Annotated in this window: 13 protein-coding genes; 3 read left to right on the top strand and 10 right to left on the bottom strand. The window is 66.8% G+C overall.

Going from position 1 to position 12,669, the window contains the following annotated elements:
- Nucleotides 1-41: 41 nt before the first annotated feature.
- The 6 genes from ACNQQL_RS31210 to ACNQQL_RS31185 form a co-directional block, all read right to left on the bottom strand.
- Complete coding sequence (locus tag ACNQQL_RS31210; protein WP_347068056.1) at nt 42-1,133, bottom strand: hemin-degrading factor; 1,092 nt, start codon at nt 1,131-1,133, stop codon at nt 42-44.
- A 49-nt stretch (nt 1,134-1,182) separates the two neighbouring features.
- A complete protein-coding gene (locus ACNQQL_RS31205; protein ID WP_347068054.1) occupies nt 1,183-3,453 on the bottom strand; it encodes a TonB-dependent hemoglobin/transferrin/lactoferrin family receptor in 2,271 nt (756 codons plus the stop codon).
- A gap of 244 nt (nt 3,454-3,697) precedes the next feature.
- On the bottom strand, nt 3,698-3,925 hold the full coding sequence (locus ACNQQL_RS31200; protein WP_034181704.1) for a hypothetical protein: 228 nt from the start codon (nt 3,923-3,925) through the stop codon (nt 3,698-3,700).
- 210 nt (nt 3,926-4,135) lie between these two features.
- The gene (locus tag ACNQQL_RS31195; RefSeq protein ID WP_072440201.1) at nt 4,136-4,519 is read right to left on the bottom strand and encodes a DUF6232 family protein; all 384 of its coding nucleotides are present in this window, start codon (nt 4,517-4,519) and stop codon (nt 4,136-4,138) included.
- 124 nt (nt 4,520-4,643) lie between these two features.
- Nucleotides 4,644-4,904: a DUF2866 domain-containing protein gene (locus ACNQQL_RS31190; protein ID WP_072440302.1), complete on the bottom strand. Its 261-nt coding sequence runs from the start codon at nt 4,902-4,904 to the stop codon at nt 4,644-4,646.
- A 206-nt stretch (nt 4,905-5,110) separates the two neighbouring features.
- On the bottom strand, nt 5,111-6,271 hold the full coding sequence (locus ACNQQL_RS31185) for a porin (RefSeq protein ID WP_347068051.1): 1,161 nt from the start codon (nt 6,269-6,271) through the stop codon (nt 5,111-5,113).
- Nucleotides 6,272-6,578: 307 nt separating this feature from the next.
- Between ACNQQL_RS31185 and ACNQQL_RS31180 the strand changes: the two genes are divergently transcribed.
- Nucleotides 6,579-7,385, top strand: a complete 807-nt coding sequence (locus tag ACNQQL_RS31180) for a MetQ/NlpA family ABC transporter substrate-binding protein (RefSeq protein ID WP_034181708.1) — start codon at nt 6,579-6,581, stop codon at nt 7,383-7,385.
- Nucleotides 7,386-7,518: 133 nt separating this feature from the next.
- Here the strand turns inward: ACNQQL_RS31180 and ACNQQL_RS31175 are convergent, their stop codons facing one another.
- The 4 genes from ACNQQL_RS31175 to ACNQQL_RS31160 all read right to left on the bottom strand — a co-directional run bounded on the left by ACNQQL_RS31175 (nt 7,519) and on the right by ACNQQL_RS31160 (nt 11,850).
- A complete protein-coding gene (locus ACNQQL_RS31175; RefSeq protein WP_072440205.1) occupies nt 7,519-8,634 on the bottom strand; it encodes a succinylglutamate desuccinylase/aspartoacylase family protein in 1,116 nt (371 codons plus the stop codon).
- Between the two features lie 197 nt (nt 8,635-8,831).
- A complete protein-coding gene (locus ACNQQL_RS31170; RefSeq protein ID WP_204422033.1) occupies nt 8,832-9,614 on the bottom strand; it encodes an ABC transporter substrate-binding protein in 783 nt (260 codons plus the stop codon).
- Between the two features lie 226 nt (nt 9,615-9,840).
- On the bottom strand, nt 9,841-10,761 hold the full coding sequence (locus tag ACNQQL_RS31165) for a LysR substrate-binding domain-containing protein (RefSeq protein ID WP_347068048.1): 921 nt from the start codon (nt 10,759-10,761) through the stop codon (nt 9,841-9,843).
- A gap of 141 nt (nt 10,762-10,902) precedes the next feature.
- Nucleotides 10,903-11,850 carry a GlxA family transcriptional regulator gene (locus ACNQQL_RS31160; protein ID WP_347068046.1) on the bottom strand — a complete coding sequence of 316 codons (948 nt, stop codon included), beginning with the start codon at nt 11,848-11,850 and terminating at the stop codon, nt 10,903-10,905.
- Between the two features lie 107 nt (nt 11,851-11,957).
- Here ACNQQL_RS31160 and ACNQQL_RS31155 point away from each other — a divergent pair, with 107 nt between their 5' ends.
- A complete protein-coding gene (locus tag ACNQQL_RS31155; protein WP_111019019.1) occupies nt 11,958-12,266 on the top strand; it encodes a DUF3817 domain-containing protein in 309 nt (102 codons plus the stop codon).
- Nucleotides 12,263-12,664, top strand: coding sequence for a CopD family protein (locus tag ACNQQL_RS31150; protein WP_072440304.1), 402 nt, complete (start codon nt 12,263-12,265; stop codon nt 12,662-12,664). The genes ACNQQL_RS31155 and ACNQQL_RS31150 overlap by 4 nt, the downstream gene beginning before the upstream one ends.
- Nucleotides 12,665-12,669: the final 5 nt, after the last annotated feature.

Here is a 12,669-nt window from a genome sequence, read left to right as displayed (position 1 = left end):
CGCCAGCACCGTGCGGCGCCGCGGATCGAACGATCGCGCGCTCACCGCGCGTCCCCGCGTGCGGCCGGCGGCAGCGTCGCGACGAGCGCGCGCCAGTCGTCGCGTTCGACCTTGCCCGGCTTGCGTTCGCCGAACAGCAGCGCAACGTGGTCGCCCTGCCGGTCGAACAGTTCGAGCGACGTGACGATGCCGTCGCTCGTCGGTTTCTTCACGACCCAAGCTGCGGCGATCAGGTCCTCGCGCACGTGCAGGTTGAAGCCCGGGTCGAGCACGTTGATCCACGCGCCGACTTCGCGCACGTTCGCGACGGGGCCCGTATGGATCTGGATCATCCCCGCATTGCCGACGAATACCATGATCGGCTGGCCGCTTTGCGCGGCCCGTTCGAGCACGTGGCGCAGCGCACGCGCGGTTTCGACCGGATACGCGTATTGCGGATCGGCGAGGCGCAGCGCCTGCATGCGGCTCACGCCGAAGCGCTGCGTGATGCCGAAGAACTGGTGCGTGTCGGTCATCGCATCCCACGCGGCGCGGAAGCCCGCGACGTCGATCTCGGTGTCGGCGCGCTCGGGCGTCTTCGGCGCGGCGGGCGCGACGTCGAGGCCCGGCTCCTGCGACGGTGCGCGCCAGCGTTCGACGAATGAGTCGTACGCGGCGTGGTCGCTGTGCGCGCGCAGGTAGACCTTGTGGATCGCATGGCCCTGCGCGTCGAAGAACTGCAGGCTCTTCAGCGGGCCGTGCGCGGTCTCGTCGCGCACCGCGAACGCCGACACCCAGTGGCGATAGAAGATCCGCAGGTCGATGTCGCCGAGCGCGAGTCCGACGGGGCCGTCATGGCTCATTTGCGCATATTCGCCGTCCTTTTCGTGGACGGCCGTGTCGTTGCGCGTGAGCGCCATCACGCGGCCGAGGCGCGGCATTTCCTCGAACATCGCCGGAAAGCGCGCGTCGAGCCGCACGACGTGCTCGCCGACGAACGCGGCGAGCGCCTCGCCTTCGCTGACGCCGAGCGCCTGCGCGACGTCGCGGTTGCGCAGCTGGCGCTCGGTCTTGAGCTTGATGAACGCGTCGCGCAGTGCGGCGGCCGCGCGGGACGGGCCGGCCGGTTGACCGGGAAGGGCGGATTGCATCATGTCGGACTCCTTCAAGTAACGGTTGGGGGGGCAGCGCGGGCGTCGCGCATCAGAAATCCACTTTCATGCTGACGGCGACCGTGCGTCCGGGCGACGTATAGGCGTCGAGCACCTGCGAATCGGCCGCGATGCCGCGCACGTCCGACCAGTTCCAGTATTTGCGGTCGAACAGGTTGCGGATGCCGATCGTTGCGCTCACGTGCTTGTTGAAGCGGTAGCCGCCGCGCAGGTCGACGACGAACGACGACGGCGGCGTGAAGCACGCCTTGTTCGAACAGTCGGATTTGTCGATGTCCTTGTCGCGTTTCGCGGCCTGGAACAGCAGGTCGGTCTGCACGAACCAGCGCTCGCCCGGCTCGTAGCGCACGCCGAACACGGCCGAGAACGGATTGACCGTGTTGAGCGGCTGGCTGGCCGCGCCGTCGTTCTGCGTCGAACCCTTCGTGAACGCTATCGCCGTCTTCAGCGTGATGCCGTTCGGCATCGCCCATTCGGCGCGGCCTTCGAGGCCGTGGATACGCGCGTCGGCGAAGTTCACGTACTGGAACACGAACGGGTCGGCCGGCCGGCCGTTGCCCGCGATCGTCGTGCGCGAGATGAAGTTGCGGTAGCGGCCCGTGAACGCGGCCGCGCTGTAGCGCACGACACCGTAGCCGGTGCCGGCCTTGCCGCGCAGGCCCGCTTCGAACGTGTCGCTCGTCTCGGGCTTCAGGTTCGGGTTGCCGATCGACGTGTAGCCGTACACCGGGTTCGAGAAGCTGCTGTTGACCTGGTCGGGCGTCGGCGCGCGGAAGCCGTGCGCGTACTGCACGTACGGAATGACAGCAGGCGTGATCTCGTAGAGCACGGCGACGCGCGGCGACAGTTCATTCGCGCTCGTCGACACGGCCTTGCCGGTGAACAGCGGATCGTTTCCGGTCGGGCTCAGCCGGTACGTGTCGAAGCGCAGGCCCGGCGTGACGAGCAGGCGGCCGTAGCCGATCTGGTCCTGCACGAACGCGCCGAACAGCGTGTAGTCGGTGTCGGGGAACGCCTTGTTCGGGAACGCTTCGCCGACGCCCGGCACCGTGCCGTCGCGCAGGTTCGTCACGCGCGACAGGCTGCCGTCGACGCCGTAGAGCAGCTTGTGCGCGAGCGGGCCCGTCGCGAAGCCGCTTTCGGCAAACGCGGAGCCGCCGAACGTACGTTCCTTGTACTGGTTGTCGCGCGAGCGCGACTTCAGCGGCGCGCCGCGCGTCTCGAACGCGTATTGATCCTGCTTCGCGTCCTGGTAGTAGAACTGCACGTGCGCGGTCTGGAACCAGCGGAACGCGTCGTCGCGGAAGTCGTAGTCGACGCTGAAGCGGTTGCGCTCGAGCCGGTCGTTCGTCGTGAGGCCGAGCGTATTCGGCGGATTGATCGCGGACAGCACGTCGGTGCTCACGCGCCGCTGCACGGTTTCCGCGGTGAACTTGATCGTGTCGCGCGCGGTGGGCGTCAGCACGAGCTTGCCGAGCAGCGATTCGGAATAGACGTCCTGCGGGTTCGACGTCGTGCGCAGCGTGCTCGCCGAGTTGTTGCCGCCGCGCGTATCGACCTCGTGGCCGCGGCGGCCGTCGGCGATGATCATCCCCTGCACGCGGTCGTTGCCGCCCGCGGCCGACACGGTCGCGCCGATGCTGCGGTCGGCCGAGTCGTAGCTCGGCCGGAACGAGAAGTAATAGGGCTTGTGGTAGATCGACAGCAGGTCGCGCGGATCCTTCGTGATGAAGTTCACGGCGCCGGTCAGGCCGTCGCTGCCGTAGAGCGCGGAGGCCGGCCCGCGCAGGATCTCGATGCGCTTGAGCGTGTCGAGATCGGCGTAGTCGCCGCGCCCCGCTTCGAGCGGCCCGAACGAGAACGCGTTCGGCAGGCGGATGCCGTCTTCCATCAGCAGCACGCGATTGCCTTCGAGGCCGCGGATGTTGATGCTCGAATCGCCGTCGCGGCCGCCGCCGAGCGCGGCGCTGCCGGGCCGGTACGCGGTGCGGCGCACCGTGATGCCCGGCTCGTAGCGCAGTGCGTCCTTGATGTTGGTGGCCTGCTGTTCCTCGAGATCCTCGTCGGTGATCACCGACACGGACGCCGCCGTGCGGCTCGCGGCGGTGGCCGTGCGGGTGGCCGTGACGGTGACGGGGTCGAGCAGCGCCGCATCGCCGCGCTTGGACGCGGCGGCGAGGACGGCAGGAGGCGGGGTGGCGCCTTGCGGCGACGAATCGGCGTGAGCCGGGGCGGCGGACAGGCCGAACGCGCCGAACAGCGCGGCACAGATCGGCCGCCGCGCCAGCGGATAGCAATGCACAGGTGGTCTCCCATTGACGAAAACAAGCCCGAAGGCTGGCTGGGTGACGCGTTCACCTGGCTGGCCCGTCCGCGCGCGGCATGCGGCGAACGGCGAATTGAAAGAAACTGATAACTTTACCAGTGTAAATGAGAATCATTATCAATACAAGGAAGGAAAGCGGCCCGTGCGGGTGAGCGCTTGCCTGCGCGGCTCGAGTGAGCCGCGGCGGGAAATTCGGGAGAAACGCGCAGGCGCGCCAGCGCTAGGCCAGCGCTTCGATGCGGATCAGCAGGTTGCGCGCATGCGCGATGAACGCATCGTGCGTCGCGCGATCGCTGTGGCTTTCGAGGCCCGCCTGTTCGGCGAACGCGATCTGTTCGGTGTAGAGATCGACGAGCGCACGGCGTTCGTCAAGGGGAAGCGCGCGGATCATCGACACGAGCAGCAGTTCCTGCGCGCGAAGCATGCCGGACAGCAATTGAACGTTCATGCCGACCTCCTCGGACGATGCGGCGGCGGGCCGCTCTTTCCATACTAGGCGGTCGGCGTACGCAGCGTAGGCGCGGGGTTCGCGATGACGACGCGGGAAGCCGATTCGATGAAGACGCGTCGGCCCGACGCAACGATGTGCCGCGCGAGCCGATACGCGCTGCGCGCATCCGCGGACCGCGAACCGAAGCGTGCAGCGATGCGAATGGAATCAGCCTGCAGCCGTCGCGGCTTGAGCATCGCGCACGACCTGCGCGACGCGTTCGACGAATTCGGCGTCGACGCTCGACAGCGCTTCGCGCTTGCCGTCGGGCATCTCGACCATCAGGCGATACGTGACGTCCTGCGTGGTCCAGGCGAGATAGCCGACGACGGCGAGCATCACGCCGACGACGAGTGCGGCGCTCGATGCGCCGATGCCGCCTGCGATGGCGGCGGCCGCACCGATCAGAGAGATCAGCGCCGGAACGACACGGTTTTTCGGAATCTTGACGACGTCGACGTGGCGGATGTCACGCAGCGCGAATACCTGCCCGGCGGCCGACAGGCCGTTGCGCGTGATCATGACGCCGCGTTCGTTGAATGCGTTTTCCATCGTGTGTTGCGTGGACGAAAACGCGCAGCGTAGCAGGTTTCGTTGCCGCGTCAAACGAGACCGACTGCCGCACGATGCGTGCGGGGCGGCCGAAACACGGGAAGCGGGGGAAACAGGGAGGCGTTCAGAACTGCAGCCGGCCGTCGCCGTAAAGCCGGCCCGGCACGTGCGACGCAACGACCTCGGCGATCTCTTCGTCGGTCGATTCGGCCGGCACGATCTGGCGCCGCGCGGGCGCGTCGAGATGCATCGTCCATTCGACGAGCCGGTACGGGCGGCCCCACGGGCGCTGCATTGCTACCGATACGCGGCAGCTCTGGACCGGCAGCGAGTGTTGGCACGTCAGAATCGCGTGCAGATGGCTGAAAACGGTATCTTCGATCATCATGGCCTCCGATCCTGTCTTGTGGGCAATCGATGGCGGCGCCGTCGGCATTTAAAAAAAAAGCCGCCGATGCTCAGGCGGCCAACAGGGGGGGTGAGAGCATCCTCTCAGCCCAGAATTAAGCGAAACTTAAAAGCAGATAAAAAAGCGCCCCGCGTGGAGCGGGGCGCTTCTTGCCGTCGTGATCCGCGAGTTAAGCGGATGCTTTAGAACTTGTGACGGATGCCGACGCGAGCGGCGAGCTGGTTCGACGAACCGTTGCCCGACGTGTTGAAGTAGCTCGTGCTCGAACCGATCTGCGCCTGCACGTTGTTGCCCGACGCCTTCTGGTAGACGACGAGGCCGTACACGTCCGTGCGCTTGCTGAGCGCGTAGTCGAGACCCAGGTTGCCCTGGTTCCAGTGCGCCGAGCCGCCGCTTTGCGTCGCGTTCGTGTACGTGTAGCCGGCTGCTGCCGACAGGGCCGGCGTGATCGCATACTTCAGGCCTGCTTCGTATGCGTTGTAGAACGTGCCCGATGCGCCGCTCGCGAGCGGGGTGAATTGCGTGCGCGTCCACAGCAGCCATGCGGTCGCCGGGCCGAAGATGTAGCGGCCGCCGACGCCATACGTGCGCAGGTCGCGGATGTTGCCCGTGCTGATGTTCGCGATCGACGTCGAGAACGCCGGCGTCGACTGGCTCGGGAAGCGGATGTCCGTGTATGCGGCGCCGATGGCGAACGGGCCGTTCGCGTAGTTCAGGCCGAAGCTGTATGCGCGCGACGAGCCTGCCGTCGTCGTCGTGCCCGACGTCGTGGCCGGTGCGCCGGCGAAGTCGGTCGAGTTCGAGAAGCCGTACAACGCGCCGAACGTGAAGCCGGCGTAGTTCGCGCTCTGGAACTTCACCGAGTTGTTGATGCGGCTCGACGTGAGCTGGTCGACGTCGTTCACGTGGTACGCGTAGTTGCCCGCGACCGTGTTGCCGCCCGTCGAGTAGTTCGAGCCGAGGATGTCGGTCGAGAACGAGTACTGACGGCCGAACGTGACCGTGCCGTATTGCGACTGGCTCAGGCCGACGTAAGCCTGGCGACCGAAGATCGCGCCGCCCTGGCCGATCGTGCCGTTGCCGCTGTTGAAGCCGTTTTCGAGCACGAAGATCGCCTTCAGGCCGCCACCGAGGTCTTCGGTGCCGCGCAGGCCCCAACGGCTGCCCTGGGCAACGCCGTCGTCGTACTTGAACAGCTTGCCCGAGCCGCCGGTGGCGGTCTTGCTGTGGTTCACGTAGCTGATACCGGCATCGATGACGCCGTACAGGGTCACGCTGCTTTGCGCGTGTGCCGTGCCGGCCGTTGCTGCGAGGGCGGCGATGGTCAACAGTTTCTTGTTCAAAGGATTCTCCGAGCGAATAAATGGCGTGTCCAGTTGCGGTTCCGGCGCTCTCTATGGGCGCTTTCACGGACCGGCGGCAACTTTATCGGCGGGCCACGTAATGAATATGACAGCGACTGTCATATGAAGAATGTGTGGTGCCGATGCGACATTGGATTCTGCCCGGTTGTATAGCGGGGAGTTATACCGATTTCGGCTGAGATTCGATCCGGATCGGGAATATGCACATGAAATAAGCTTGGTTGGCGGTGTTCGGGCCCCGTGCCACGATCCGTGCTCCAACAACGACACGGGACAAGAGGACACCATGCGACGTTCGATCCTGACCGGCCTCGGCGCACTCGCCGCGGCGCTGGCATTCGCGGCGCCCGGCGCGCACGCCGACCCGCAAACGCTGAAGATCGGCACGATGAGCGGCCCCGACGCGCAGATCTGGACCGAAGTAACGAAAGTGGCCGCGCGCGAAGGGCTTGCGATCAAGGTCATCGAATTCAACGACTACGTGCAGCCGAACGCGGCGCTCGATTCGGGCGACCTCGACGCGAACGGCTTCCAGCACCAGCCGTTCCTCGACAGCCAGATCAAGCAGCGCGGCTACAGGATCGTCAACGTCGGGCTTACCTACACCGCGCCGATGGGCTTCTATTCGAAGAAGATCAAGTCGCTGAAGGACTTGCCGGTCGGTGCGAAGGTCGGGATCCAGAACGATCCGTCGAACGGCAACCGCGCGCTCCTGCTGCTGCAGAAATACGGGGTGATCAAGCTGAAGCCGGGCGCCGGCACGAACGGCGTGAACGCGACGCCGCTCGACGTCGCCGAGAATCCGAAGAAGATCAGGATCGTCGAGCTCGATGCCGCTCAGCTGCCGCGCGCGCTGCCCGATGTCGATGCCGCGTCGATCAACACCGACTACGCGGTGAAGGCGGGGCTCACGCCGGTGAAGGATGCGATCGCGATCGAGGATCTGCGCGGCCCGTACGCGAACCTGATCGCGGTGCGCGCGCAGGACAAGGACAAGCCGTGGGTGAAGAAGCTCGTCGCGGCCTATGAATCGGACGACGTGCGCAAGTTCATCGACCAGAAGTTCGGCGGCGCGATCGTGCCGGCGTTCTGATCGCTCAGGCGTGCCGCCGCCCGGCCGGATCGCCGGGCATATCGGAAAGCAAATCGCCCGCGCTAGCGGGCGATTGCATTGGTGCGCGTTGGAACGCGTCGATGCGCGCCGTTACCCGGCGCGCGGGCCGATCTCAGGCCGACAGCAGCGAACCCGTGCGGATCGCGGTTGCGCCGGCGATTCGCGCGACTTCCATGCCGGCCGTCGCGAAGCGCACGATCTGGCGCGCATACAGCACGCCCGACACGCTGCTCTTCAGCGTGACGACGCGATCGGTCAGCGGATCGACGATGTCGGCCACTTCCTGGCCGGCCTCGATCATCGCGCCGACCGGCGTGCGGAACACGATCACGCCCGACACCGGCGCGACGAGCGGATCGGTGCCTGCGAGCGGCGTGGCCGGATGCGCGAGCGGCGGCAGCGGCGCCGGCGTACCGTCGACGATGCCGCGCTCGGTCAGGTATTCGACGATCGCCTGAGAATCCTTTTCGGCGAACTCGTACGACACGTCGCGTTCGCTGCGCAGCTCCACCGTGACGGAAATCGCGCCGTTCGGGATCGGGAAGCGGTCGCCGAAGCGGTTGCGCAGATCCGACCAGCAGAAGCTGTGAATCTCGTCGAACGGATTGCCGACCGAATTCAGCGCGAGCAGCGACGCCTGCGCGTCGAGATAGCGCGACAGCGGCTCGACGTCCGGCCACAGATCGGGGTTCGTATAGAGGTGCATCACCGCATCGCTGTCGCAGTGCAGGTCGAGCACGATATCGGCGTCGAACGAGAGCTTCTGCAGCGCGAGGCGCTGCGAGTCGAGCTCGGTGCGCGGCTTCTGCTCGTCGAGCGCTTCGCGCATCGCGGCGCGCACGGCGACGAGGTTGCGCTGCGCGTCGTTCGTGAGCCGGCTTTCGACGCGCGGCAGCACGAGCGCCGCGAGATCGTAGAAATTGCGGTTGAAGTTCTGCATCGAGCCGAGCTCGAAGCGGCCGAGGTGATCGCCGAACACGTGTTGCGACAGGCCGATCGGGTTCGGCACGGGCACGATGACGACTTCGCCGCGCAGCTTGCCGGCCGTCTCGAGCGCGGCGATCTTGCGGCGCAGCAGCGCGGCGACCAGCATGCCGGGCAGTTCGTCCGCGTGCAGCGACGACTGGATATAGACCTTCTTGCCGCCGCGCGGGCCGTAGTGGAAGCTCGTGATCTGGCGTTCGGTGCCGACGGCGGGGGAAATCAGCGGATGGGTCTGCGTTTGCATGATGAGGGGAGTGCGGCGCAGCCGCGAATGATCCGGTGTGCGTGGAAGATCGATTGTACGTTGCCTGCGTCGCCGCCATCAAACCGGTGCCGGAGCACGCTGTTTTTCCTTGAGAATCATGAGGTTGGCGCGGAAAAAAAACGGGCTCCTCGCGGAGCCCGTTTGCTTCGAAGCGAATTGCTCGCTTGCTTGCCGTATTACTTGCCGTAGACGTCGAAATCGAAGTACTTCTTCGCGATCTTGTCGTACGTGCCGTCCTTGCGCATGCCGGCGATCGCGCCGTCGATCTTCGCCTTCAGGTCGGTGTCTTCCTTGCGCAGGCCGATGCCGGCGCCGTTGCCGAGCGTCTTCGGATCGTCGATATCCTTGCCGGCGAAATCGAAGCCCGCGCCGCGCGGCGTCTTCAGGAAGCCGATCTCGGCTTGCACCGCGTCCTGCAGCGCGCCGTCCAGACGACCCGCGATCAGGTCGGCATAGACCTGGTCCTGGTTCTGGTAGGGGACGACCTTCACGCCCTTCGCCGCCCAGTAGGTCTTTGCGTAGGTTTCCTGGATCGTGCCCTGTTCGACGCCGATCGACTTGCCCTTCAGCGATTCGGCCGTCGGCAGCAGGCCGGCGCCCTTCTTCGCGACGAGGCGCGTCGGCGTGTTGAACAGCTTCGACGAGAAGCCGATCTGTTCCTGACGCGCCGGCGTCATCGACATCGACGACAGCACGCCGTCGAACTTGCGCGCCTTCAGTGCCGGGATCATCCCGTCGAAGTCGTTTTCGATCCACACGCACTTCGCGTTCATGCGGCGGCAGATTTCGTTGCCGAGGTCGACGTCGAAGCCGACCACCTTGCCGTCGGGGCCTTTCGATTCGAAAGGCGGGTAGCTTGCGTCGACGCCGAACCGCACGGTCGTCCAGTCCTTCGCATACGCGCTGCCGGCCGATACGGCAAGCAGGGCAACGGTCACAGCCGCAAGAATCTTTTTCACTCGGTGACTCCTCGTTTTGTTCGATGGGTGCGCGGTTGTGCCGCGCCATAAGCCTTCGGTCCGGCACGGCTTCGCGCCGGACTGTCCGTTTCGCCCGCCCGATGCGGGCGCGCGACGTGCGGAGATTATCAAGACAAAATACCGGCAGGGCGCCTAGGACAAGCCCCGATACCGGGCCCGGCGGCAGCGCGCGGGGGCGCGCGACCGTTTCAGACACAGGAACGATTCAGCCGAGCGTTTCGTTGACCGCCCGCTGCAGGCACGTGACGAATTGCGAAACGGCGGGCGTGGGCAGCATGTCGCGCCGCGCGATGATCGACAGGTCGAAGCGCGGCATGCTTTCGTCGAGTTCGGCCGTGCGGATGCCGAGCGGCGCGACCATCGCGGCGAGCGGGCGCGTGAAGCAGCCGATCACGTCCGAGCGCGCGACGAGCCCGAGCGTCACCGCGAACGACATCGGCGATCTCAGCAGGCGTTTCGGCAGCGGCAGCCCGCGCGCCTCGAACATCCCGACCATCACGCTGTGCGGAAACTGCTCGGCGCCGACGGTGACGATCCACTCGGCGTCGAGCAATTCCTCTAAACGGCGCGCATGCGCGAGCGGGTGGCCTTCGCGCATCACGACGGTGAATTCGGTCGACAGCAGCGCCGATTGCGTGAAATCGCGGTCGAGCGCGGGCACATGGTGCATCGCGGCGATGTCGAGCGTGCCGTTGCGAAATTGCGCGAGCGCGTCGGGCACCGTCACTTCCTCGAGATGCAGACTGACGTTCGGCATCGACCGGCGGAACGCCGTCACCGCGTGCGGCAGCGCCGTCAGCGCGATCGACGGCATCGTGCCGACCGCGACGCGCCCCGACATCTCGCCTTTCACCTGCTCGACGGCCTCGACCGTGCGGCGGATGTCGCCGAGCAACTGCTCGGCACGCGGCAGCAGCGCATGGCCGCAGGCGGTCAGCTCGACGCCGCGCACGCTGCGCGCGAGCAGTTCCGCGTTGAGCGCCGTTTCGAGTTCGCGGATCGTGTGCGTGATCGCGGGCTGCGTGACGCCGAGCTCGCGTGCGGCGGCGCGCAGGCTCTTGAGATGCGCGGCGGAGACGAATGCCTGGAGCTGCGCGATGTTCAGGGGATTGCGGATGCGGGTCATCGGTCGGGTCCGGTTGGCGCGAAAGGGGCTTTGGCGGGCGAAGTGGCGGGGGCGGCGGCTTCCGGTCGCGATCCTGACGATTGTGCGCGTGGGTTCACGTCGTCGGGTCGACGCATCGGGTGCCGATGCGCAGCGCGAGCGTCATGCGCCGGACCGCGCGCGGAACGCGTGACGATACCGCTGCGGCGACGTGCCGACGATGCGCGCGAACCGCTCGCGAAACGCGGTCACCGAACCGAACCCGGCTTCCGTTGCCACATGTTCGATCGACAGGGCCGTGACTTCCAGCAACTGCTGCGCATGCCTGACGCGCGCGGTCTGCAGCCATTGCCGCGGTGACGTGCCCGTCTGCTCCTGAAAGCGCCGCGTCAGCGTGCGCACGCTCGTCGACGCCTTGCGGGCCATCGCGTCGAGCGTGAGCGGCTTGTGCAGGTTGGCCTGCAGCCAGTCCATCAGGCTTTGCAGCCCGTCGGTGCCGGCCGGCCATTCCGGCGCGATGAACTGCGCCTGCCCGCCTTCGCGGACGCGCGGCGCCACCGCGTAGCGTGCGGCGTCGACGGCGACCGCCGCGCCGTAGTCGGCCTGGATCATGTGCAGGCACAGATCGAGGCCGGCCGCTGCGCCGGCCGACGTCAGGATCCGGCCGTTGTCGACGAACAGCACGTTCGGGTCGACCGTCACGTTGGGGTAGCAGCGCGCGAGTTCGCCGGCCGCCAGCCAGTGCGTCGTCGCGCGCAGGCCGTCGAGCAGCCCGGCTTCCGCGAGCACGAACGCGCCGCTGCAGATCGACGCGATCCGGCAACCGCGCGCGGCCGCCGCGCACAGGGCCGCGATCACGCGGCGCGACGTCGGCGCAAGCGGCACGGACGTGCCGGGGACGACGATCGTGTCGGCGTCGGCGAGCGCATCGAGACGAAACGCGGGCCGCAGTTCGAACAGGTCGCCGGCGACGCGCGCATGCTCGCTGCACACGCGCACGCGGTACGCATGCTCGACGCCGGGCGAACGCACGCGCGCGAACGTGTCGCATGCGACGCCCAGATCGAACGGGACGACATCGGGCAGAGCGAGGACGGCGACCGTATGCATGGCGTTCGAGGCCGTGGCCAGAATCCGTTTAAAGATGGCATTCTAGCCAATGGATCGGGCCCGTACCACACGCCATAATTGCGGCTGACCAACCTGGGGGCCCATCGATGAAACAAGACGATCGCAATGCGTTGCGCAACCTGCAGTATCTGTCGTTGCTGGAGGCGACCACGCTCGTCGTGCTGGTGTGCATTGCCGTGCCGCTCAAGCATCTGGCCGGTTATCCGGTCGCGGTATCGATCATGGGCCCGATTCACGGTATCGCTTTCGCGATGTACGTATGGGCGGTCGTCGGCACCGCGTCGAGCGGGCTGTGGAGCAAGGGCGACGTCGCGCGGCTCGTGCTGTCGGCCGTCGTGCCGTTTGCGGGGCTGGCGAGCGCCGGATGGATCGCGCGCAGGCGGCACGCGCAATGATTTACCTGCTGCTCAAGGCCGCGCATGTCGTCGCCGTCGTCACGTTCGTCGGCGGGCTGCTGATGCTGTCCGTCGGCATCCGTATCGCCAACCTCGCCGTGCATCGCGCGGTGCGGCGCTGGGATCGTTCGGTGACGGTGCCCGCGCTCGCGCTCGTCTGGATCACGGGGATTGCGATCGCGCTGAGCGGACACTGGTTCGGCGCCGCGTGGCTGTCGGTGAAGCTGGCGGTCGTCACCGCGCTGTCGGCGCTGCACGGGATGCTGGCCGGCACGCTGCGGCGCATGGAGCGCGACGATCTCGTCGTCGTGCCCGCGCAATGGCTCGGGCACGCAGCGGGCGCCGTCGTGGTCGCGGCGGGGATCGTCGTCGGGCTGGTCGTGATCAAGCCGTTTTGATGCGT

The organism is Burkholderia sp. LFS061 (assembly GCF_047978125.1).
Classification (GTDB): Bacteria; Pseudomonadota; Gammaproteobacteria; order Burkholderiales; family Burkholderiaceae; genus Burkholderia; species Burkholderia pyrrocinia_C.
This window is presented reverse-complemented; position numbering and strand designations above follow the sequence as displayed.